This window comes from Ruegeria sp. AG6 (genome assembly GCF_056541565.1).
The window spans coordinates 634861-655268 of record NZ_JBQFYQ010000001.1; the positions used below are offsets into that span (position 1 = coordinate 634861).

A 20408-nucleotide genomic window follows, 5' to 3' on the forward strand; every position below is an offset into this window, starting at 1 on the left:
GGAGGTGACCCTATGCTGACCCAGATCAAGACCGTATTCAGCCGCTCGCAATCGACGATCCTGCAGGATGCCGTGGGCGTGATGTCTCTGGTCGTGATCCTGATGGTCGCCTTGCACCTGCCGGTTGGCTTCTGAACCTTTCTGCCTGCGATCTCGTGCCGAAAAAACCGCGCTGTCATCCCCATTTCAGTCAAGGGTGACCTGCCTGTCCCAAACCCCTTGAGGGGCCTTGCCTCGGCCCCGTGCGGTAATCCGGACCCCACGCGAGACACGCAATGCCTGCCGCCGCCCTTTCGCCCGGAAGGTGCGGCGGTTTTTTTACAACTGGCCGGTTTTGAAAATCTCAAGCAATGCGGACAGAACCGAATTGACCGCGACCGAGGCCAGGATCATCCCCATGATACGGCTGATGATCGCTGCTCCTGAATGGCCAATCAGGCGGATGATCGGTTCGGCCAGAAGCATGAGAACAAAGGCGACTACCAAAACCGACAGCATGACCAATGCGGTAATCCCCTGATCGGCTGCACTGTATCGATGGTTGTCCGTCAGGATCACCACTGCAAGCATCGCGCCGGGCGAGGCCAGAGATGGAACAGCAAGAGGAAATATCGCGGGATTCTGCTTGTGATACTTATCTTCCTGATCCTCTTCGGCCTGACGCTGTTCTATGTCTTGTTTGCTTTCACCAAAGATCATAGTCAGAGCGAACAGAAACAGGATGATGCCGCCTGCGACCTGAAATGAATTCAGTCCTATATCCAGCGCCTCGATCAGCAATTGCCCAAACACGAGAAAGAACAAAAGGACACCGGCGCTTATCAATGACGCCAACAGCGCTGTTTTGCGACGGGCGGCGGCCTCTAGCCCCGCAGTGACGGCAATAAAAACGGGAATAGTTCCAATCGGGTCAATCACGACCCAAAGAGTGACAAAATGCTCGAGTAGATTTTCCAAAACCCATCCCTCCTTAAATTTAAGCGGAAGGTAAACGGGTTTACATCAAATAGCTATGATCAGGCGCAATCTGCCTGCTCGGCCTGCGCCATGGCTTCGACGGCGGCATCCAGCACCAGCAGGATTGAAGCGTGGCGGTTCTTGTAGTCCCGCGCCGGCATCAAGACCTCAAGACCGTCAAATGGAGCATCCGGGGCGGGGCCATCCTTTTTTAACATGGCCGCAAGCTGATCGCGCGCTGCTTCGACCTGCGCGCGCGTGGCACCAATGATCGCGTCGCCAACCACCGAAGCAGAGGCCTGTCCCAGCGCGCAGGCTTTGACGTCCTGCCCGAAGGCGCTGACACGTCCATCCTGAACCTTCAGATCAACCGTCACGGTAGAGCCGCAAAGAGGCGAGCGTTTCTTGACCGTTGCATCCGGGTTTTCCAGCCGATCCAGATGCGGGATGTCCGCCGCCAACGCCAGAATGCGTCCGGAATACAGCTTGATCAGGTCGTTCTCGCCGCTCATGGCTTTCCCTCGTCGTGTGTTCCTCATACATAGTGGCCAGCCCAACGGATGCAAAAGGTTTTTGTCATGTCTCACCCCGTCGCGTTTGATCCATCGACTCTGAAATATAACGAGGCGGGACTGATTCCGGCAATTGCGCAGGATGAGGTGTCGGGCGAAGTTCTGATGATGGCATGGATGAACGCACAGGCCGTTGAAAAGACACTGGAAACGGGCAAGGTGACCTATTGGTCGCGCTCGCGTCAGTCTTTCTGGATCAAGGGTGAAACCTCGGGCCATGTGCAGGAACTGGTGGATTTCCGCATCGACTGTGACCGCGATTGCCTGTTGGTTCTGGTGCGTCAAACCGGTGCTGCCTGTCACACCAACCGCCGGACGTGCTTTTATACTGCGGTGCGGGACGGGGCCGAGACCGAACTGATGGCCCCGATGGCGTAACCGAGACAGATCAAAGCCCCACCATTTGTCGGATGTCTGCCGGGCTGGCACCATCGGCCCGGAATTTCGCGATGGCACGCGCATCGTCACGTTTCGCCAGTCGTTTGCCGGCATTGTCGCGGATCAGATCGTGGTGGTAATACGCAGGCGTCGGCAAGTCCAACAGCACCTGAAGCAGCACATGGATGCGGGTGGCTTCGAACAGATCCTGACCTCGGACCACATGGGTGATCCCCTGGGCCGCGTCGTCAAGAACGACGGACAAATGGTAGGACGTGCCCATGTCGCGGCGAGCCAGAACGATATCGCCGACACTGGTTTCCATCTCATCCGGGGTAAAAGAAATCGTTCCTGTTTCACCACCGGGGCCGGAGCCCAGTTCCAAGAATTGGAGTCTGGCCGGATCGTGGATTGTTTGACAGGCCTTGGCAATATCCAGTCGCAAAACTTTGTCCCTTGGGTGAGGGTTTTGACTTAAGTCTATGCCCTGGTTAATTTTTCGACACGTTCCGGGATAGATAACTCCGTCTGGGCCAAGCAATGGCGCGCCTTCCTGGGGGGCGCTTGCGGCGGCGGAAATATCTTTGCGATTGCACAGGCAGGGATACAGAAGACCCTTCATCCACAACCGCTCCAACGCGCGATCATAGATACTCAGCCGATCTGATTGACGCAGCACCGGTTCCGGCCATGTCAGCCCCAACCAATTGAGGTCATCATAGATCTGATCCTCCCAATGCGGACGCGAGCGGGACCGATCGATATCTTCGATGCGAAGCAAGAACCGACCGTGTTCGGATCTGGCCATGTCGCTGGCGATCATCGCAGAATACGCGTGCCCAAGGTGAAGCGGGCCAGTCGGGGATGGCGCGAAACGCGTTACGAAAGTCACGCTTTTTCTAATACATACACGTCAGAGTTAAGGTTGATGCCGGGTAAGTGCGGCCCGTGTTCACGAAATAGCAAACGTGCGGCACCCATGTCGACCCAATCCGTCAGTCGGCAGGTGAATTTGTGATCTTTCAGCGCATGGTCGTTCAGGGAATACGCCAGCAACCCACCTTTGGGCAAGGCGTGCATCAACTGGTCGAATGTCTCGGGCGGGGCCGCGCCCTGACCGATGACACCGATGGCGGTGATCACCGAATACGCACCGCGCCTGAGCGGAGCCGGTTTGGTGATGTCAAACCCGGTCAGGGTTCTGTAAACACTCTTGGCCGCTGCCTCTTCCAGCATTTTGGGGGTGGGGTCGATACCATCGATGACCTCAAATCCCGCCGCCCGCAAGGCGAGACCGGAAAGCCCCGTTCCGCAGCCGAAGTCCAGAATCGGCGTTTGGGGGTGAGGGTGGAATTGCCACAAAGCCGCGGCCACCCGTCCCGGGGTTGCATATCCCTGTTCCGCGACCTCTTTTTCGTAGGTCGCCGCCCAGTTCTGATAATGCGTTTCAGTGTCTTCAGGCGTGTCGAGTTTGTAGGTGTTGTCCAGGAACTTGTCGCTCATCCCGTCATGCTAGGCCGAGATCACGCCGTGCGTCCAGTCAGCATTGATCCAACCAGGTTTGCCATTCTGCCTTGGCACGATCGGTATAGGCCTTGTACCGGTCCTTTCGGCCGCGCCGCCCGCCTTTCAGGCCGTCCACGGGGCGGAACAGGCCAAAGTTAACGTTCATCGGCTGAAACGTCTTGGCTTCGGCCCCGCCGGTAATGTGATGGATCAACGCACCCATTGCACTGTCTTTGGGCACTTCGGGCAAGTCACGCCCCAGTATTTCCGCGGCGGCCATACGACCGGCAAGCAATCCCATCGCGGCGCTTTCAACATAGCCTTCGACACCCGTAATCTGCCCGGCAAAGCGGATGTTGGGCTTGGATTTCAAGCGCATCTGTGCATCGAGCAGGGTAGGAGAGTTGATGAACGTGTTGCGGTGGATGCCGCCCAGCCGGGCAAAGCTGGCGTTTTCCAGGCCGGGGATCATGCGGAACACGTCGGTCTGGGCGCCGTATTTCATCTTGGTCTGAAACCCCACGATGTTGAACAATGTACCCAACGCGTTATCGCGCCGTAACTGAACCACGGCATGGGGTTTGACGTCAGGCGCATGAGGGTTTGTCAGCCCAACAGGCTTCATCGGACCATGGCGCAGTGTCTCACGCCCGCGTTCGGCCATGACTTCAATGGGAAGGCAGCCATCAAAATAGCCTGCGGTCTCACCTTCGTGAAACTCGGTTTTTTCCGCTGCCAGAAGGGCGTCGATGAAAGCCTCGTACTGATCACGGTCCATCGGGCAGTTCAGGTAAGCCGTGCGTTCTTCCTCGGTTTCGCCTTTGTCATATCGGGATTGCATCCACGCTTTGCTCATGTCGATGCTGTCGGCATAGACAATGGGCGCGATTGCATCGAAGAAGGCCAGCGCGTCCGATCCCGTTTCCGCCCGGATGGCTTCCCCCAATGCGGGTGAGGTCAACGGGCCGGTCGCAAATATCCAATGGCCGCCATCAGGCAGCGAGGTTACTTCCTGATCGGTGATGCTCACGCGTGGGTGGGCGCGGAGTTTTGCGGTGACCGTTTCGGCAAACGGGTCGCGATCCACGGCCAGAGCCCCGCCGGCAGGAAGCCTGTGTGCGTCGGCGGTTGTCATGATCAGCCCATTGGCTGCTCGCATTTCCCAGTGCAGCAGACCGACAGCATTCTGTTCATCATCATCCGATCGGAACGAGTTCGAACACACCATTTCCGCCAGGTTTCCTGTCTGATGTGCGAAGGTGCCAACGGTGGGACGCATTTCATGAATGATCACGTCAACGCCCATTTCAGCGGCTTGCCAGGCCGCTTCGGACCCGGCCATTCCACCGCCGACGATATGCAAAACTTGTGTCATGTGCAGCCACATAGGGCACCGCACACACAGGCGCAACTGCCGTATTGTATCTGACTGATTTGCTGGAGGGGTCTTGGGGTCGCCGCTGCGGGAATGTCAGCGCTGGTGAGAGAGACCAGCTGGAGGGACCTTCCGCCCACGGCGACCCAAAAGTGTCTTGAGGCCTTGGCCTCGACCCAGCTTTGCCACAGAGTTGCCCTTTTGAAAAGTGCAAAAATGAAGACAGTGGCAAAAAATGTTCAAAACAATTGCGTCATTGGGTCCAATTCGGGGGGCGCTTTTCAATAAAGGCGGAAATGCCTTCTTCTGTATCGCGGTACAACATATTCTGCGCCATTGCGTCTCCGGTATAGGCATAAGCCTGATCCAAAGGCATTTGCAGCTGTTGATAGAACGCTTCCTTGCCGATCTTCACGGCCATGCCAAGCTTGGATGCGACCAGTTCCGCGAGCCCGTTGGCTTCTTGTTCCAGCAGCGCTTCAGGAACGACGCGATTTACCAGCCCCAATTCGGCGGCGCGCTCTGCTGAAATGAATTCGCCGGTGGTCAGCATTTCAAATGCCTGCTTTCTGGGGATGTTGCGGCTGAGAGCAACCATCGGCGTGGAACAGAACAGGCCGATATTGACCCCGTTGACACCAAACCGTGTTCCTTCTGCGGCCACCGCCATATCGCAGGTTGCAACCAGTTGACATCCGGCGGCGGTCGCAATGCCATGGACTTGCGCGATAACGGGTTGCGGCAGGGACTGGATCGACATCATCATCCGGGCGCAACGGGAAAAGAGATCTTGAAAGTAGGCTTTGCCACCATCTTCGGATTGGCGTCCGGCCGTCATCTGCTTCAGGTCGTGCCCGGCGCAAAACGCCTTTCCTGCCCCCGACAGGACCACGGCCCGGATCGAGCTGTCGTCGCGCAGTGTATCAAGTTCGGCTTGCAGTGCAGCCAGCATCTCATCACTTAATGCGTTCAGCCGGTCCGGGGCGTTCAGTGTCAGCCGTGCCACCGCGCCCGTGTCGTAACGTTCCAGAATTGCCATCTTGCCCTCCATTCCCAAGTTGGGCCAACTCTAGGTCGGCAAGAGCAGGAGGGGAAGTATGGCTTTGGCAATGAACCGGGACGAACTGTCACAATACCTCAAACGGGTGTTCCCGCAGGTGCACAAGGATTTCGTCGTTGAAGATTTGACCGAAGATACGATCACCATGCGCCTAGTGGTTCAGGATCAACATCTGCGCCCCGGGGGCACGGTTTCCGGCCCGTCGATGTTCGGGCTTGCCGATGTCAGTGTCTATGCGATGGTTTTGGCACGGAAAGGGCGCCAGTCACTGGCTGTTACCACCAACAGTTCTTTTGATTTCCTGCGCAAGCCGGAAGGCGGCGCCGATATGATTGCGGCCTGTCGTTTGTTGAAGCTGGGAAAAACACTGGCCGTTGGGGATGTGCTTTTATACTCGGAAGGCAGTGATCTTCCGGTTGCACGGGCAACGATGACCTATTCCCTGCCGCCAGCAGGGTCCGCTGCCGCGAATTTCGGATAAAAAAGGCCGGGGACAGGCCCCGGCCCAGGAAGAGGTCCCAATAATTGGGACTGGGGATCAGTCAGGGCTGCCAGAAAAAGCGCTTTGTTTCCCGGCCAGCCTGATGGCGGGTCAGCCCGACGTCCTGAAGCAGACGGTCATCCAGATAGCTCAGATTGACGCGACTGCGGCGACGGCGTTCCCATTGAGTGACCGCCGCCGCAAACCGCACGGCCAGAGCCGCGAGCAGAGGCAGCCGTGGGCTGTCGTTCAGCAGCAGAAGGGCGGGGGTGTGCATTGTGCGTGTCATCTCGGAATTCCTTTCAAATTGTATTGACACAAAACAGTATTGCTTGGTACATAAATTTGATACATTCGAAATTGTGTCAAAGGCAAAGGAAGAATTGTAATGGATACAATTTGGCCGGACGCTCTGCCAAAATCCAAGGGTCCGAAATACACATTGGTTGCTGACGCAATAAGAAAAGCTATTGGTGACAGGAAATTAGATGTTGGCGCCAAGCTTCCGCCGGTTCGTGAGCTGGCGTATCGCCTGCAAATCACACCTGGTACAGTCGCACGTGCCTATACGATCCTGACCGACGAGGGCTTGCTCCACGCCGAGGTTGGGCGTGGTACATTTGTGGCCCCGCCGAAATCACCGATTCTGGATGATGTCTGGGCCAGGCAACTGCATCTGAGGGAAGACAAGTACAACGCCAATGTCAGCCTGTTCAGCCCGCGTTTGCCGGATGCGGGGCAGGTCGCGCTTATCCGGGAATGCCTGCAAAAAGTTTCGCAAGCTGATCCCGGCCTGTTTCTGAATTACCCCACGCGGGACGCGTATATTCCCATGAGGCAATCGGTCGTGGATTGGCTGTCGGATTTGCCGCTGGGCCCGCTGACCCATGACGACATAGTCTTGACCCATGGCGGGCAGAACGGATTGTGTCTGGTGTTCCAGACCATCCTGCGCGGACCCAAACCAATCGTGTTGGTTGAAGACCTCTCTTACGCCGGGTTTCGTCGGGCCGGAGAGTTGATGCGCGCCGAAGTCATTGGCGTCAAGATGGACAAATGGGGCATCGATCCGGTGTCGATGGAGCATGTCTTGCGGCAAACCAATGCTCAGGCCGTTTGCGTCTCGCCAGAAGTTCAGAACCCCACCGGCATCCACACGCCGCTGGAACGCAGGAAAGAGATCGTGGACGTCGCCCGGCGCTTCGACCTTCAGATCGTGGAAGACGATTGCTATCGCATGGGAGAGGCGCGTGAACCCAGTTACCGCGCGCTTGCCCCCGAGCGGGGCTGGCACGTGTCGTCCATTTCAAAGATACTCACACCCGCTTTGCGCGTTGGCTTTGCCATTGCCCCAAAGGATCGCAGCGTCGATCTGCGCCGATCCGCCGAATATGGGTATTTTGGCCTGGCTCAACCCTTGGCCGAACTGACCCGGCTGCTGCTGTCGGATCCGCGTACCCGCCAAATTGCACAGGATGTGCGCAAACGGATGGGCGATTATGTTCGGATCACCGTCAACGCGCTGGGTGGGTTCGATCTGAACTGGGCACCGGATGTGCCTTTTGTCTGGCTGAACCTGCCATCGGGGTGGCGGTCTGCCGCGTTCAGCCGCGCGGCAGAGCGGGAAGGCATTCAGCTCAGATCAGCGGATGAGTTTGCCCTGCGCGACGGGCGCGCTCCAAACGCAGTGCGCATCGCAATGAATGGTCACGTTTCGTTGGAACGGTTCGAGGACGCAATGCTGAGGTTGCGCGCTTTGCTGGACAATCCGCCTGAACAGATCAGCGTCTAGCATTCAACTCAGCGGCGGCGGGTCGCCAAAGAATCCGGCCAGATGGGCAATTTTTCCGTCCTCGTCCAATCGAATGAAATCATGCCCGGCCACCATGATTGCGCCGTTCGGGGCCACCATATGCCAAGTGAAGTGGACGACATCATGGTGCGACACAGGGCTGCTGGTGATTTCGACACGCCCATTCGAATTCAAAAGGACTTCGCCGATATGTGTACTCAACTGCTCACGGCCTGAAACATCGGCTGTCGGATCCACGTACCGACCGTTTTCCGCAAAGCACTGGGTCAGAAGCGCAAGCCGTTTTTCGGCGGACTTTTCCTGCCAGACCGCGCCATAGTTTTCAATCGTGCGCATCAAATCCTGCATTCGACCCTCCGTGGTTGGGCATGATCAATTCCAACCGAGTGTATCAGAGTGTCGAAATTGGGGCGATCTCGGTGCTGAAAGCGTGGGGTAAAATAATACCTATTTAACAAGCCATTGTTTTAAAACGTTTTAAATGGCGTTTGGTCGCTTGACGTGGCGGTCATGGGTGTCTAGATACGCATCCATCGAATTCGGGCCGCCTCGCTTGGGGCGGTCTTTCACATCAAACAGGACTATCCTGCCATGAAAACCTTTTCTGCAACACCTGCAGACATCGACAAGAAATGGATCCTGATCGACGCCGAGGGCGTTGTTCTGGGCCGTCTTGCGTCGATCGTCGCCATGCGTCTGCGTGGCAAGCACAAAGCGTCGTTCACCCCGAACATGGACATGGGCGACAACGTCATCGTGATCAACGCTGACAAGATCCAGATGACCGGCAAGAAGCGCGAAGAAAACTTCTACTGGCACACTGGCCACCCGGGCGGCATCAAGTCGCGCACCAAACAGCAGATCCTTGAGGGCGCACACCCCGAGCGCGTCGTGACCCAGGCGGTCAAGCGCATGCTGCCGGGCAACCGCCTGTCGCGCAAGCAGATGACCAACCTGCGCGTTTATGCCGGTGCCGAGCATCCCCACGAGGCGCAAGCGCCCGAAGTTCTGGACGTCAAGTCCATGAACAAGAAAAACACCCGGAGCTAATGACCGATGGCTGATCAGATCAATACTCTCGAAGAGCTGAGCGCCGTCGCAGGCGTTGAAACCGTGGCCGAAGAAGTCATCGTGCGTGAACCCGTACGTGACGAGCTGGGCCGTTCGTACGCCACCGGCAAGCGTAAAGACGCTGTTGCCCGCGTTTGGATCAAGCCGGGTTCCGGCAAGGTCACCGTGAACGGCAAAGACCAAGACGTCTATTTTGCACGCCCCGTTCTGCAACTGATCCTGCGCCAGCCGTTTCAGGTTGCTGGTGTCGAAGGCGAGTTCGACGTTGTCGCCACTGTCAAAGGTGGTGGCCTGACCGGTCAGGCCGGTGCGGTCAAGCATGGCATCTCGAAAGCGCTGCAACTGTACGATCCCAACCTGCGCGGCGCTCTGAAAGCTGCTGGCTTCCTGACCCGCGACAGCCGCGTTGTGGAACGTAAGAAATTCGGTAAGCGCAAAGCCCGCCGTTCGTTCCAGTTCTCCAAGCGTTAATTCGCCGGGAAAACCCAACAAAGAAAGGGCTCGCAATTGCGAGCCCTTTTACATTGTGTTGCGGGAAATCTTATTCTTCGTAGACGAGCTTCCACGCGCCGTTTTCAACGACATTGACGAAAACCGTATCCGCGCCCTGATGGTCGTCAGGACCATAGGTTATGTGATTGCCGACCAGGTCATCCTGATAGTCCAGTGACTCCATCGCTTCGATAAAGCTGTCATGGGTCAGTTCAGGGCCCGCGGCTTCAAGCGCTTTGACCATCATTTCGGCAGCGGAATAGCCCAACATTGCAAATCCAACCGGATCTTCGCCGGTCGCGGCCTTGTATTCTTCGATAAATGCCGCCGGGGCAGGTTGATCTGCACGCGCCCAAAGATCCTGCCACGAGGCTGCTGCATAGAACCCGTCAGTCACTCCACCGGGAACCTGTGCTACGACTGTCAGGAAACTGGCCGAAGTCCCAAGGAACTTCATGTCCGTCAGGCCCATCTTCTTGGCCGTGCCTACTACGGTGATCGCCTGACGCACGCCAAGCGCCATGGTGACGATATCGCAGCCTTCTTCCTTGAGCTTGCTGAGCGACCCGACAAAATCCGTCTCATCCGGTTTGTGGGTTGTTTCAGATCCAAAAGCGATCCCGGCTTCTTCGGCACCGGCCTTACTGCCTTCAAGAATTTCCTCGCCAAAATCTGTTGGCAGATACATGGTGCAGACCGTCTTTGATCCAAATTCTCCGGCCAGGTATTTCACACCGACACGCGCCTGATCATAGTAGGTCGAGAAAGACGTGAACTTGTTTCGCATCGGCTCTTGCAACATCTGACGCGCAGCGGTCAGAGGTGCCACGTTGGGAATTCCCTTGGGATCCAACAGCTTGAACCCAGCCATGTTCATCGGGGTGCCAAGCGATTGCAGCATGGCGAACACCTTGTCGCGGTTCAGCAGTTTGTTGTAGCCCTGCATCGCACGCGGCATCTGGTATCCGTTGTCCTCGACCACATAGCGGATTTTGCGCCCGTGTATGCCACCGGCTTCGTTCACCCGGTCGAATACCACGTTGGCACCTTTGGTCGCCGGGACACCCACCGCGGCGAAGATGCCGCTCAGGTCGTTGACGGACCCGATGACAATCTCATCATCCGTCACGCCCTGCGTCTGAGCCCAACCCATGCTTGCCGAGGCGGTCAACGCTGTGGCGGCGGCCAGCCATTTGAATGACTTCTTCATCTTTCTCCTCCCGAAAACTCTTTGGCTAAGTGTACATGTCTTCAATCAGATGTCCGTGTTTCTTTTCGACCAGGCCGCGTTTCAGCTTCATCGTGGCGGTAAGCTCGTCATCCTCGGCGGTCAGCAGAACGTCGATCAGGCGAAAATCCTTGATCTGCTCGACCCGTGCGAATTCCTTGTTCACTGCGGCCACTTCGGCGCCGATCAACTCCTTGACTTCGGCCGCGGCGCAAAGCGAGGTAAAGTTCGAAAAAGGGATTTTCTGGTCCTGCGCATATTTCTCGACATTTTCCTGATCGATCATGATCAGCGCCGTGAGGTATTTGCGCCGGTCGCCGATGATCACCGCGTCCGAGATGTAATGGCTGAACTTCAGCCGGCTTTCGATTTCGGCCGGGGTGATGTTCTTGCCACCGGCGGTGATGATGATGTCTTTCAACCTGCCGGTGATGGTAACGTACCCGTCCTTGTCGATACGCCCCATATCGCCGGTGCGCAGCCAGCCATCGGCGGTAAAGCTTTCCGCTGTCTTTGCGTTGTTGCGCCAATAGCCCTGAAAGATGTTCATTCCCTTGAGCTGAATTTCACCCTCGTCCGAGATGCGGATATCGCACCCCGGGACGACCTTGCCGATGGTTCCGATCTTGTTGCTTTCCACGGTGTTGAGTGTTGCAAGGCCGGACGTTTCGGTCATGCCGAAGCCCTCGATGATCGGGACGCCGATGGCCCAGTACCATTTCAACAAATCCGCCGAGATAGGCGCAGCACCCGTGCCACCCCGGCGCAGTTTGTCCAAACCGAGCATCCGGCGCAGATTTTTCAGAACCAACTGATCCCAAAACCAGAACCGGGCCGCGATGGCGGCGGGAACGGGTTTTCCCGAACTCACATAATCGGCCCGCCGTGCGCCGGCCTTCAGGGCAAGACCGTATGCCATTCGACCCAACGGCGTTGCATCCTGCGCCAGGATTTGCACATGCGCATAGATCTTTTCCCAGACTCTCGGCACCGCCGTGAAGGTCGAAGGCGAGACCTCTTGCAGATTTGCAAAGACCGTCTCGGGGCTTTCCGCGAAATTCACCGTGCAGCGGGCGGCCAGCGGGAAATAGACAGATACGTCGCGTTCCAGGATATGGCAGAGGGGCAGGAAACACAGTTGTTCGTCACTGGCCTGCGTCGGCAATGACCAGGCACCGGCCTCAATGCCGGCCAGGATGTTTTCATGGCTCAACATCGCACCCTTGGGCTGGCCCGTGGTGCCGGATGTGTAAACCAGCAATGCTGTGTCCTGAGGTTTGGCCAATGCGATTTCGGCTTCGAACCGTCCCGGATCTTCCTGTTCGGCCTGCTGGCCCAAAGCGTAAAGATCGTCGATCATCATGCAGCGCGGATGGGTCAGGTCGTGCAAGCCTTCGTCTTCCAGAATGATCACCTTGATCAGATCCGGAACTTGATTTTCGACTTCCAGAAATTTGTCCAGATGCTCTTCGTCCTCGACGATGAGGAACTTGCTGCCACTGTCGTTGACCAGATATTGCAGTTGATTGGCCGAATCCGTGGTGTAGACGCCAGAAGAAATGCCCCCGACGCACTGAATGCCCATATCGAACCACATCCATTCCTTGCGGTCCTCGGACAGGATCGAAACAACGTCACCGCGTTCCAGGCCCAGCTTGCGCAGGGCAAGCCCGATCCACTTGGCGCGCTGCCAGTAGTCGGCCCAGGAATATGACTTCCAGATGCCCAAATCCTTTTCGCGATGGGCTGTACGATCCCCCAGTTCCGCGCAACGGTGTTGAAACAGCATGCTGATGGTGGTGCACCCATCCACGCGCAACGGGCGTTGTCCGGGGGTTGCATTCAGTTCAACGCCGTTGATCTTGACCTGCGAGGCGAGGGGCGTGGCATCCATCTTGCTTACCTCCACGTCTTCTTGCGTTTCCAACGGCGGCTTTCGCGTGCGCCTTCTTCCTGCACGCCAAGATAGAAGTTCTGGATGTCTTCGGATTTCAGCAACGTATCCGCAGCACCGTCCATGACGATGCGGCCTACCTCCATCACGTATCCATGATGCGCCAGCCGCAACGCCGCATTGGCGTTCTGTTCGACCAGAAGCATCGTCATATGCTGTTCTTCGTTCAGACGTTTCAGAATGGCGAATATTTCCTGCACCAAAAGCGGTGACAGACCCAGTGACGGCTCATCCAGCAGCATGATGCGGGGACGGGCCATCAGCCCCCGTCCGATTGCCAGCATCTGTTGCTGCCCGCCCGAAAGGGTACCGGCCTCTTGCGTGCGACGATCTTTGAGAACGGGAAAGTAACTGAAAACAAGCTCGCGATCCTGGTCGATCTGCACTTTGTCCGTTCGGGTATACGCGCCGAGGCTCAGGTTTTCATCGACGGTGAGCAGAGGAAACACCTCGCGCCCTTCGGGTACATGCACGATCCCGCGCTGGACGACGGTATGCGGCTCGGCCCCCTGAATGTCGTCTCCATCAAAGGTGACCGTGCCTTTTTCCGGGTCCATCACCCCCGAGACGGTTTTCATCAACGTCGTCTTGCCGGCACCGTTTGCGCCAAGGATCGAGACAATCGTACCTTCGTGAACGTCCAGTGAAACACCGCGAATGGCCATGATCGGGCCATAAAAGCTTTCGACATTGCGGATTTTCAGGATTGGCGCGCTCATGAAGCTTTCCCAAGATAGGCTTCGATCACTGCCGGGTGCGATTGAACTTCGGCCGGGGTCCCAAACGCCAGTTTTGCGCCGTCTGCCATGGCCAGAACCCGGTCTGACACGCCCGAGACCAGGCCCATGTCATGTTCTACCATCAAAACGGTGATGCCCATCTGCCGTCGGATATCATCGATCCACCAACGCATGTCCGTTGTTTCTTCCACGGACAACCCCGAGGCCGGCTCATCCAGCAGCAAGAGTTTTGGGTCAGTTGCCAAAGCCCGTGCAACTTCGACCACTTTGCGCACGCCGTAGGGCAGCCCCGATATCATCTTGTCGCGATAGGCTTGCAGGTCGAGAAAGTCGATGATCCGTTCCACTTTCTCGCGGTTTTCCAGTTCCTGTCGCTTTGCCGACGGGGTGAAAAGAATCTCGGAAATCAGGTTTGTCCTGCGGTGGCGGTGGCGTCCGACCAGCAGGTTTTGCAGGACGGTTGCGTGTTCGAACAACTCGATGTTCTGAAATGTCCGTGCGACGCCATAGGCGGCGACACCGGACGGTTTGACCCGAAGCAGATCATGACCGTCATACCGGATCGCCCCGTCAACGGGATCGTAGAACCGGGAAATCAGGTTGAATACAGTGGACTTGCCCGCACCGTTTGGGCCGACGATGGCAAAGACTTCACCTTCCCGAACGTCGAATGACAGGTTATCCACCGCCGTCAGGCCGCCGAACTTGAGGGTGACATTTTCGAACTCCAGCAAGCTCATCTCAGACGCTCCGTCTTGAGATAGGATTTCTGCCGTTTGAACATGTCTTTTCGATAGAAGGGGAACAGCTCGAACCAGGTGCGGATCTTCAGCCAGCGGCCATAGATGCCCATGGGTTCGAACAGGATGAAAGCGATCAGGATCATGCCGAAGATGCCGAACTCCAACCCCGGAATGGCGACTGTATTGCCGCCGAACAGGGCGTCGGCATATTCTTTTGAGATCGACAGAAACTGCGGCAGGAACCCGATCACGATCGCGCCCAGAAACGCGCCGTGGATCGACCCCAGCCCGCCGATGACGATCATCATAAGCAGTTGGATCGAGATCAGAACACTGAAGGTTTCGTTGTTGAACGCTCCGGCGAACAATCCCATCAGCGCCCCGGCCCAGCCCGTCACCGCGCAGGACAACGCGAAAGAGATCATCTTTGTCCGCGCGATGTCGATGCCCATCGCCTGGGCCGAAACCTCCGAGTCGCGCACCGCGATGAAGCTGCGCCCCAAAGGCGCGCGCAGCAGGTTGATATATCCCAGTGTGACCAGAACGGCGACGGTCAGGACCAGCCAGAAAAACTGATCGGGCGTTCCCCAGCGGTCTACCAGATGGCCGAAGATTTCGACCCCGCCGACGTACTTGCCCGCAACACCGCCGGTGATGGGTTCGGACAGAACGATGATGTCGTCCATCAGGATAGAAAGCGCCATGGTGAAGATGGCCAGATAGATGCCATGCAGGCGCAGGGCAGGGATCGCGACCGTCACGCCCGCTATCCCGGTCAGAATGCCCGCCAGCGGGAAAGCAACCAGAAAGGGCACCCCGGCTTCTATCAGGGCGACGTTGGCATAGCAGCCAAAGGCCAGAAAGGCCGCGTGGCCCAGACTGACTTGCCCTGTATGTCCGGTCAGGATCATCAGGCCCAACCCGGCAATGGCCCAGATCAGGACGTTGGTCAGTTCACCCAGATAGAACTCGTCCAGCCACCAGGGGGCTGCGGCAACAACCGTCAGAAGGATCAGATACAGGACAAGCTGACAGCGGTCTTTCCACGGGCGGATATCCTGCATGTAGTTGGTTTTGAAGACGATCCGCATGGCTCAGACCTTTTTGACCCGAACCTGACTGAACAACCCGTTGGGGCGAAAGATCAGCACGGCCAGCAGCAGGGCGTATGGCGCGATCTGGCTGTAACCCGCCGCTATATAGCGGCTGGCGAAGGGCTCGATCACCCCGACGACAAGACCACCGGCCAGCGCCCCGGGCAGGCTTCCGAACCCGCCGATGACGGCGGCGGCAAATGCCTTGATTCCCAGCAATCCCGTTGTCGGATCCACGGCGCCCTTGGCGGCGAACAGAATTCCTGCAATCCCCGCAACGATCCCGGCCAGCGCCCAGATGAACCCCTGAACCCGCTTGACAGGCACGCCCATGTAATACGCCGCCAGCTGGTTTTGCGACGCCCCCTGCATCGCCAGCCCGAGTTTGGAACGGTTGAAAAAGACGTAAAGGCCCCATGTCAGCAGGATGGTGACGACGATCACGGCGACATCCTCCAGCCCCAGTACAAGGCCGCCAAAGCGCAGCTCTTTCCCCGCAAGCGGGTTTTGCAGCGTTTGCGGTTCGTGCCCCCAGATCAATCCGGCCACGAAACGGATCACAAAGCCCAGGGCGATGGTCAGGATAACGACGGCGGTCTGACTTTCGCCAAACAGGCGACGGATGATCAGGCGATCCAGAAGATATCCCAATGCCCCCATGATCCCCAGCGAGATCGGCAGGGCCAGCCAGAACGGCAGGCCCATATATTCGGTGTTGGTCAGGCCGATGGTGACAAAGGCCCCCAGCATCATGAAATCGCCCTGTGCGAAGTTCACCGCTTCGGTCGCCTTGTAGATCAGAACAAAGCCAAGCGCGATCAGGCCATAGACACACCCGTTTGCCAGTCCGCTGATCAGCAGCTGCGCGTTATCCAAACTGTCCTCCCTCGACCGGTTTGCCGGTGTCGCGTTCCGCCCGCGCGCATCCTCCGGTGACGCGGGTTTGTTCTACTATGGCGTTATTATCACCTTGCCGTCACTCTTTTTCAGCGCATCAGCCAGGTTTGGCACAAGATTTCTGAGTGTAAGGTGTTCAGAAACATCCGTTTTCCAGCGCCCGTCGGCAAACCGGGCCTGAACTTCGGCCACAACTCGCATCTGATCGGCGGGCGGGGTCGACATCATCCAGCTTGTCAGCCAGAACCCTTCGATCCGCTTTCCCATGAAAATCAACTGCCCTGTCTGAGTCAGTGTCGGCGCCTCGGTAGACAGCTTGCCATAACTGATCCAGCGCGCCCGGTTGGGCATGGCGCAGAACAATTGTTCGGACAATTGGTCCGTCACGGCATCCAGAAAAACGCGCGGTTTCAGCTGCGCGCTCAGATCCGCAAACTTTGCGACAATGTCTTCGTCGGTTGTCACAAGCACTTCGGCCGCGCCAAGGTCTTTCAACATCCCTGCCGTCTCGGCCCGGCGTACCAAAGCGATCGGCTTCAAACCCAGATCCCGACCAAGGCTGCACATCAGCTTGCCCAACTGGCTGGTCGCGGCTGATACCACAAAGGCATCGCCGTCGGCCTTGGCCATATCCACCATAGCCATCGCCGTCATTGGATTGACGATCTGGGCGGCCCCGTCATCGTCCGAGATATCAGGTCGCAGAGGGATGCACATCTGCATCTGTGTGACGACATATTCCGCCCAGGCCCCCGATCCGGCGGCGACGAACGCGACGCGTTGCCCTTGCAAGGCCTCGGCGCCCTTGCCGGCGGACACGACGTCTCCGCATCCTTCAAATCCGGCGGGGGATCCCTTTACCCTCGGCTGCCCGTATTCACCCTTGATGAAATGCAGATCTGACGGATTGACCGAAGCCGCGCGCAAACGGATCAGCACCTGGCCCGGGCCGGGTTCAGGCGTGGGAACTTCGGCTTCTTCCAACCAGTCGGCGGCGGTTTCAATGGCCGGTCCGGTGGCCGTACCGGAATACCCGTCATGCTTAAGGATTGCGGCGAACATAGTCTGGGGCAGGTCGGTCATCGGTTGATCCTCGAATTTGGCTGAATCAAAGCGCGCGCCTTGTCCGAAAAGCCTTCAGACCAGTCGGGCAGGGCGCGGGCATTTTGTCAGGCACAGCCAATCAAAAGCCGCGCAGGAGGTCAATTCAACGACACCGTAACGTAGGGGCAGCGCAGATGCGCCCAGGGGCAAAGGCCGACCCGTGGATCGGCCTTCAACACTTTACTGTTGGGTCAGCAGGTTGGTTAGTTCCTGAATTTTCTGAACAATCGTTTCAGGCGAATCCTTGATATCGTTCACAATCTTGATCGCCTGATCTTTCAGATCGGTGGCCAGAGTGCTGTCCTGAATGGATGTCATAATGCCATCATAGTCGAAGTTGGTCGGGTCCAGCTTGCCTTCCTGAATCCATGAGTTCAGCAACTCCTGCCCTTGACCGGCCAGCGCGGCCACCTGATCGCTGGCCTCCTGAGCAGCATCAGAGGCCTGATCCGCCACCGATGACGCTGCTTCGCTTGCCTGATCTGCAACCGATGACGCGGCTTCTGTCGCTTGGTCCGTCAGCGACGAAGCTGCTTCGGCGACTTGTTCGGTCGCTGCATCGACAGCGTCAGAGGCAGCGTCCTGTACAGATGAAGCTGCGTCGGTCACCGCTTCGGCGGCTTCTTCTGCCGCAGTTTCCAAACGCTCAGCGGGTGTGGGTTCGGGTTGATTGAGGTAATAGTATCCGCCAGCGCCAATTGCGGCAATGACGATGGCAAGAATAAGAGTACGCGACATGTGTGTCTCCTTTGGAAATTGTGTCGCCGGGATGCGCTAAAAATAACTCAGGTACAAAGGGGAATTCCCGATAATTCTCAGCAGAATAGAGTATAAGCCGGGCTATGCTCATTGTCCTTTGAAACGCGGCAAGAACACGCCTGCACAAAGATGAGGCGACCGGTTTTGGCAGCGATCCGCCGGGAATGGCCCGCAGACGTAACCAATTTTCGGGCGCTTCCTGAGGGCCAAAGGCAGCATTGAGCCAGCATTGGGATAGTGGCGGAGAGACAGGGATTCGAACCCTGGGTGGGCTTGCACCCACAACGGTTTTCGAGACCGCCCCGTTCGACCACTCCGGCACCTCTCCGCGGGGGTCTGTGAGGGGGGGATTTAGTGAGGAACGGGCAGGGGTGCAAGCAGAAAATTCGGGAATTGAAGAAACCCGGGATTTTCCGTTGCCTGCCAGCGCAAAACTCCTAGTCTGATATCTATGATACAGTTTGTACGCCGCTCCGCCTTTTGGTTTCTGGCCCCGCTCTTTGCGCTTGTTCTGATCCCCATGGAACTTTCCGCCGCCAGCCGCGATCGGATAGAGGCCTTTCTGACCACGACCGGGTTTGACGTTGCCCTGGAAAGCATCGCGCTAAGCTCGAGGTCTGCCCCCCAGATGCTGGGGATTGATCCGGATGGATTCGGATCGGATTGGACGCGTCTGGCAGACGAAGTCTTTGACGTCGGCGCCATGCATGAGACCGCGGTTTCCATCCTCGAACAAACCCTGAGTGATGAGGCCCTGACACACGCGGTTGACTTTTATGCGTCGGATCTGGGGCAGCGCCTGGTAGAGGCCGAGAACGTCTCGCATATGCTTGAGGACGATGAAGCTAAGCAGCTGGAAGGCCAAAAAATCATCGCAGACCTGATCAAGGACGGATCGCAGCGGGTCGAAAGTTTCAAGCGTATGAACAAGGCGATCGATTCGACCGGTACCGCAGTGCGGGCCCTGCAAGAAATTCAGGTGCGTTTTCTTCTGGCAGCCAGCGCTTCAGGTGTCATTGACCTGCAACTTGATGCGGATGAATTGCGTGCGCTGATGAAGCGGAACGAAGCCGGTATGCGCCAGTCACTGCAACTGTCCAGCCTTGCGGGGGCAGCCTATACCTATCAGGACTTTTCCGATGCGGATGTCGACTCGTATGTCGAGGCGCTGGAACAACCCCTGATGCAGGAAGTGTATGAACTGCTGAACGCGATCCAATACGAAATCATGGCCATGCGGTTCGAAGTACTTGCGGCCCGAATGGCCGAACTGCATCCCGCGCAGGATATTTGATGCACCGCGTTTTTCTGGCGATTGCGTTTGTTCTGTGGGGCGCTCAATTGCTGGCCGATCAAAAGGTCGACCGGCTGGCGCAGGCCATGCACTTGTCGCATGTGATGGAAATTCTCGTACAGGAAGGTCAGGGTCACCGCGAGGAACTTGACGAAACGCTGTTGGACAATACCGGCGGCGCCTATTTTGAAGCGCAGGTCAAAGATATTTACGACCCGGTCTGGATGCAGGAATTCCTGACGGATGCCTTTGAGGCGGGTCTGTCCGTTGCCCAGCTTGATCAGGCGATCCTGTTTTTCGAAAGCGATCTTGGTCAGACGATCGTGTCGCTGGAAAACTCGGCCCGGCAGGCGATGTCGGACCAGGCCATCGAGGACATGGCCCGCGAAGCTTACGAGTCCGTTGAGCGCGACTCGACTCGTTTCGAGTTGGTCGATGAGTACATCCAGGCGAATGACCTTGTCGAAAAGAACGTTCATGGGGCGCTGAGTTCCGACTTCAGCTTCTTTCAGGGTCTTGATGTCGATGCGCAAGGCGACGATCAGGAATTGCTGGCCGAACTTCTTTCACAGAAAGAAAGCCGCGCAGCAGAAACCGAGGCGTGGCTTTATTCTTTTCTTCTGATGGCCTATCGGCCCTTGGACGAGGCCCAGATGCGCGAGAATATTGCGTTTTCCAGAACCGAAACCGGGCGCGCCCTGAATGAGGCGCTGTTTGACGGCTTTGACCGGATGTTCAACGATATCTCTTTCCGATTGGGGCGGACGGTCGCACAGACACTCAGGGCGTCTGATCTCTGACGACGCTTTGGTGTTGACTTTTCCCGGCGATCTATGGATAAGCGCGCATCCCGGCCGGTTTTCCGTGCCGGGTATCGTTATTATTTGACC

General features: G+C 57.3%; 24 protein-coding genes and 1 tRNA gene. 8 read left to right on the top strand and 17 right to left on the bottom strand.

Annotation, left to right across the window (positions count from 1 at the left end; genetic code table 11):
• Positions 1 to 12 precede the first annotated feature (12 nt).
• Entirely contained in the window at positions 13 to 135 is a 123-nt protein-coding gene (locus ACR0I0_RS03120) for a hypothetical protein (protein WP_256367496.1), read from the top strand.
• Positions 136 to 318: 183 nt separating this feature from the next.
• Here ACR0I0_RS03120 and ACR0I0_RS03125 read toward each other — a convergent pair whose 3' ends face one another.
• A complete protein-coding gene (locus ACR0I0_RS03125) occupies positions 319 to 957 on the bottom strand; it encodes a MarC family protein (RefSeq protein ID WP_171632566.1) in 639 nt (212 codons plus the stop codon).
• Positions 958 to 1016: 59 nt separating this feature from the next.
• Positions 1017 to 1469, bottom strand: a complete 453-nt coding sequence (locus ACR0I0_RS03130) for an iron-sulfur cluster assembly scaffold protein (RefSeq protein WP_171723307.1) — start codon at positions 1467 to 1469, stop codon at positions 1017 to 1019.
• Between the two features lie 48 nt (positions 1470 to 1517).
• Between ACR0I0_RS03130 and hisI the strand changes: the two genes are divergently transcribed.
• The gene (gene hisI / locus ACR0I0_RS03135) at positions 1518 to 1907 is read left to right on the top strand and encodes a phosphoribosyl-AMP cyclohydrolase (protein WP_480490146.1); all 390 of its coding nucleotides are present in this window, start codon (positions 1518 to 1520) and stop codon (positions 1905 to 1907) included.
• Positions 1908 to 1917: 10 nt separating this feature from the next.
• Here the strand turns inward: hisI and gluQRS are convergent, their stop codons facing one another.
• From gluQRS to ACR0I0_RS03155, 4 genes are all read right to left on the bottom strand, one after another.
• Positions 1918 to 2799 carry a tRNA glutamyl-Q(34) synthetase GluQRS gene (gene gluQRS, locus ACR0I0_RS03140; protein WP_480490148.1) on the bottom strand — a complete coding sequence of 294 codons (882 nt, stop codon included), beginning with the start codon at positions 2797 to 2799 and terminating at the stop codon, positions 1918 to 1920.
• A complete protein-coding gene (locus ACR0I0_RS03145) occupies positions 2796 to 3410 on the bottom strand; it encodes a class I SAM-dependent DNA methyltransferase (protein WP_480490149.1) in 615 nt (204 codons plus the stop codon). The genes gluQRS and ACR0I0_RS03145 overlap by 4 nt, the downstream gene beginning before the upstream one ends.
• Before the next feature lie 37 nt (positions 3411 to 3447).
• Positions 3448 to 4788 carry a methylenetetrahydrofolate--tRNA-(uracil(54)-C(5))-methyltransferase (FADH(2)-oxidizing) TrmFO gene (gene trmFO / locus ACR0I0_RS03150; RefSeq protein WP_480490151.1) on the bottom strand — a complete coding sequence of 447 codons (1341 nt, stop codon included), beginning with the start codon at positions 4786 to 4788 and terminating at the stop codon, positions 3448 to 3450.
• Positions 4789 to 5041: 253 nt separating this feature from the next.
• A complete protein-coding gene (locus ACR0I0_RS03155) occupies positions 5042 to 5827 on the bottom strand; it encodes an enoyl-CoA hydratase (protein ID WP_480490152.1) in 786 nt (261 codons plus the stop codon).
• A gap of 58 nt (positions 5828 to 5885) precedes the next feature.
• On the opposite strand from ACR0I0_RS03155, the gene ACR0I0_RS03160 reads away from it, so the two are divergent.
• Positions 5886 to 6329 (top strand): PaaI family thioesterase, encoded by a 444-nt coding sequence (locus ACR0I0_RS03160; RefSeq protein ID WP_171723302.1) that lies wholly within the window; start codon positions 5886 to 5888, stop codon positions 6327 to 6329.
• A gap of 61 nt (positions 6330 to 6390) precedes the next feature.
• On the opposite strand, the gene ACR0I0_RS03165 is transcribed toward ACR0I0_RS03160, so the two are convergent.
• Positions 6391 to 6618 carry a DUF1127 domain-containing protein gene (locus tag ACR0I0_RS03165; protein WP_152457947.1) on the bottom strand — a complete coding sequence of 76 codons (228 nt, stop codon included), beginning with the start codon at positions 6616 to 6618 and terminating at the stop codon, positions 6391 to 6393.
• 99 nt (positions 6619 to 6717) lie between these two features.
• Between ACR0I0_RS03165 and ACR0I0_RS03170 the strand changes: the two genes are divergently transcribed.
• On the top strand, positions 6718 to 8121 hold the full coding sequence (locus tag ACR0I0_RS03170) for an aminotransferase-like domain-containing protein (protein ID WP_171723301.1): 1404 nt from the start codon (positions 6718 to 6720) through the stop codon (positions 8119 to 8121).
• Positions 8122 to 8124: 3 nt separating this feature from the next.
• On the opposite strand, the gene ACR0I0_RS03175 is transcribed toward ACR0I0_RS03170, so the two are convergent.
• The gene (locus tag ACR0I0_RS03175) at positions 8125 to 8490 is read right to left on the bottom strand and encodes a nuclear transport factor 2 family protein (protein WP_480490154.1); all 366 of its coding nucleotides are present in this window, start codon (positions 8488 to 8490) and stop codon (positions 8125 to 8127) included.
• 243 nt (positions 8491 to 8733) lie between these two features.
• Here ACR0I0_RS03175 and rplM point away from each other — a divergent pair, with 243 nt between their 5' ends.
• Both rplM and rpsI read left to right on the top strand, forming a co-directional pair.
• Complete coding sequence (gene rplM, locus ACR0I0_RS03180; RefSeq protein ID WP_152457950.1) at positions 8734 to 9192, top strand: 50S ribosomal protein L13; 459 nt, start codon at positions 8734 to 8736, stop codon at positions 9190 to 9192.
• Between the two features lie 6 nt (positions 9193 to 9198).
• Positions 9199 to 9684 (top strand): 30S ribosomal protein S9, encoded by a 486-nt coding sequence (rpsI, locus tag ACR0I0_RS03185; protein WP_152457951.1) that lies wholly within the window; start codon positions 9199 to 9201, stop codon positions 9682 to 9684.
• Between the two features lie 70 nt (positions 9685 to 9754).
• Here rpsI and ACR0I0_RS03190 read toward each other — a convergent pair whose 3' ends face one another.
• The 9 genes from ACR0I0_RS03190 to ACR0I0_RS03230 all read right to left on the bottom strand — a co-directional run bounded on the left by ACR0I0_RS03190 (position 9755) and on the right by ACR0I0_RS03230 (position 18552).
• Positions 9755 to 10915: an ABC transporter substrate-binding protein gene (locus ACR0I0_RS03190; RefSeq protein ID WP_480490155.1), complete on the bottom strand. Its 1161-nt coding sequence runs from the start codon at positions 10913 to 10915 to the stop codon at positions 9755 to 9757.
• A 25-nt stretch (positions 10916 to 10940) separates the two neighbouring features.
• Positions 10941 to 12827 (bottom strand): AMP-dependent synthetase/ligase, encoded by a 1887-nt coding sequence (locus tag ACR0I0_RS03195; protein WP_480490156.1) that lies wholly within the window; start codon positions 12825 to 12827, stop codon positions 10941 to 10943.
• 5 nt (positions 12828 to 12832) lie between these two features.
• On the bottom strand, positions 12833 to 13606 hold the full coding sequence (locus ACR0I0_RS03200) for an ABC transporter ATP-binding protein (protein WP_171723298.1): 774 nt from the start codon (positions 13604 to 13606) through the stop codon (positions 12833 to 12835).
• Positions 13603 to 14367, bottom strand: a complete 765-nt coding sequence (locus ACR0I0_RS03205) for an ABC transporter ATP-binding protein (RefSeq protein WP_480490158.1) — start codon at positions 14365 to 14367, stop codon at positions 13603 to 13605. The genes ACR0I0_RS03200 and ACR0I0_RS03205 overlap by 4 nt, the downstream gene beginning before the upstream one ends.
• Positions 14364 to 15461: a branched-chain amino acid ABC transporter permease gene (locus ACR0I0_RS03210; protein ID WP_480490159.1), complete on the bottom strand. Its 1098-nt coding sequence runs from the start codon at positions 15459 to 15461 to the stop codon at positions 14364 to 14366. Before ACR0I0_RS03210 ends, ACR0I0_RS03205 begins: the two co-directional genes overlap by 4 nt.
• Before the next feature lie 3 nt (positions 15462 to 15464).
• Positions 15465 to 16340 carry a branched-chain amino acid ABC transporter permease gene (locus ACR0I0_RS03215; RefSeq protein ID WP_171168199.1) on the bottom strand — a complete coding sequence of 292 codons (876 nt, stop codon included), beginning with the start codon at positions 16338 to 16340 and terminating at the stop codon, positions 15465 to 15467.
• 75 nt (positions 16341 to 16415) lie between these two features.
• Complete coding sequence (locus ACR0I0_RS03220; protein ID WP_480490161.1) at positions 16416 to 17444, bottom strand: alcohol dehydrogenase catalytic domain-containing protein; 1029 nt, start codon at positions 17442 to 17444, stop codon at positions 16416 to 16418.
• Positions 17445 to 17645: 201 nt separating this feature from the next.
• On the bottom strand, positions 17646 to 18203 hold the full coding sequence (locus tag ACR0I0_RS03225; protein WP_171632522.1) for a hypothetical protein: 558 nt from the start codon (positions 18201 to 18203) through the stop codon (positions 17646 to 17648).
• Positions 18204 to 18462: 259 nt separating this feature from the next.
• Positions 18463 to 18552: transfer RNA gene (locus ACR0I0_RS03230), tRNA-Ser, on the bottom strand.
• A gap of 123 nt (positions 18553 to 18675) precedes the next feature.
• On the opposite strand from ACR0I0_RS03230, the gene ACR0I0_RS03235 reads away from it, so the two are divergent.
• Positions 18676 to 19518 (top strand): DUF2059 domain-containing protein, encoded by an 843-nt coding sequence (locus tag ACR0I0_RS03235; RefSeq protein ID WP_210092347.1) that lies wholly within the window; start codon positions 18676 to 18678, stop codon positions 19516 to 19518.
• On the top strand, positions 19518 to 20318 hold the full coding sequence (locus ACR0I0_RS03240) for a DUF2059 domain-containing protein (RefSeq protein ID WP_171723293.1): 801 nt from the start codon (positions 19518 to 19520) through the stop codon (positions 20316 to 20318). The genes ACR0I0_RS03235 and ACR0I0_RS03240 overlap by 1 nt, the downstream gene beginning before the upstream one ends.
• The last annotated feature ends 90 nt before the right edge of the window (positions 20319 to 20408 follow it).

Bases quoted from the DNA above. Each gene is read 5' to 3' on its own strand.
- ACR0I0_RS03120 (WP_256367496.1), top strand. From the start codon at position 13: ATGCTGACCCAGATCAAGACCGTATTCAGCCGCTCGCAATCGACGATC.
- ACR0I0_RS03130 (WP_171723307.1), bottom strand. From the start codon at position 1,469: ATGAGCGGCGAGAACGACCTGATCAAGCTGTATTCCGGACGCATTCTG.
- hisI (WP_480490146.1), top strand. From the start codon at position 1,518: ATGCAAAAGGTTTTTGTCATGTCTCACCCCGTCGCGTTTGATCCATCG.
- ACR0I0_RS03145 (WP_480490149.1), bottom strand. From the start codon at position 3,410: ATGAGCGACAAGTTCCTGGACAACACCTACAAACTCGACACGCCTGAA.
- trmFO (WP_480490151.1), bottom strand. From the start codon at position 4,788: ATGACACAAGTTTTGCATATCGTCGGCGGTGGAATGGCCGGGTCCGAA.
- ACR0I0_RS03155 (WP_480490152.1), bottom strand. From the start codon at position 5,827: ATGGCAATTCTGGAACGTTACGACACGGGCGCGGTGGCACGGCTGACA.
- ACR0I0_RS03160 (WP_171723302.1), top strand. From the start codon at position 5,886: ATGGCTTTGGCAATGAACCGGGACGAACTGTCACAATACCTCAAACGG.
- ACR0I0_RS03165 (WP_152457947.1), bottom strand. From the start codon at position 6,618: ATGACACGCACAATGCACACCCCCGCCCTTCTGCTGCTGAACGACAGC.
- ACR0I0_RS03170 (WP_171723301.1), top strand. From the start codon at position 6,718: ATGGATACAATTTGGCCGGACGCTCTGCCAAAATCCAAGGGTCCGAAA.
- ACR0I0_RS03175 (WP_480490154.1), bottom strand. From the start codon at position 8,490: ATGCAGGATTTGATGCGCACGATTGAAAACTATGGCGCGGTCTGGCAG.
- rplM (WP_152457950.1), top strand. From the start codon at position 8,734: ATGAAAACCTTTTCTGCAACACCTGCAGACATCGACAAGAAATGGATC.
- rpsI (WP_152457951.1), top strand. From the start codon at position 9,199: ATGGCTGATCAGATCAATACTCTCGAAGAGCTGAGCGCCGTCGCAGGC.
- ACR0I0_RS03190 (WP_480490155.1), bottom strand. From the start codon at position 10,915: ATGAAGAAGTCATTCAAATGGCTGGCCGCCGCCACAGCGTTGACCGCC.
- ACR0I0_RS03195 (WP_480490156.1), bottom strand. From the start codon at position 12,827: ATGGATGCCACGCCCCTCGCCTCGCAGGTCAAGATCAACGGCGTTGAA.
- ACR0I0_RS03200 (WP_171723298.1), bottom strand. From the start codon at position 13,606: ATGAGCGCGCCAATCCTGAAAATCCGCAATGTCGAAAGCTTTTATGGC.
- ACR0I0_RS03205 (WP_480490158.1), bottom strand. From the start codon at position 14,367: ATGAGCTTGCTGGAGTTCGAAAATGTCACCCTCAAGTTCGGCGGCCTG.
- ACR0I0_RS03210 (WP_480490159.1), bottom strand. From the start codon at position 15,461: ATGCGGATCGTCTTCAAAACCAACTACATGCAGGATATCCGCCCGTGG.
- ACR0I0_RS03220 (WP_480490161.1), bottom strand. From the start codon at position 17,444: ATGACCGACCTGCCCCAGACTATGTTCGCCGCAATCCTTAAGCATGAC.
- ACR0I0_RS03225 (WP_171632522.1), bottom strand. From the start codon at position 18,203: ATGTCGCGTACTCTTATTCTTGCCATCGTCATTGCCGCAATTGGCGCT.
- ACR0I0_RS03235 (WP_210092347.1), top strand. From the start codon at position 18,676: ATGATACAGTTTGTACGCCGCTCCGCCTTTTGGTTTCTGGCCCCGCTC.
- ACR0I0_RS03240 (WP_171723293.1), top strand. From the start codon at position 19,518: ATGCACCGCGTTTTTCTGGCGATTGCGTTTGTTCTGTGGGGCGCTCAA.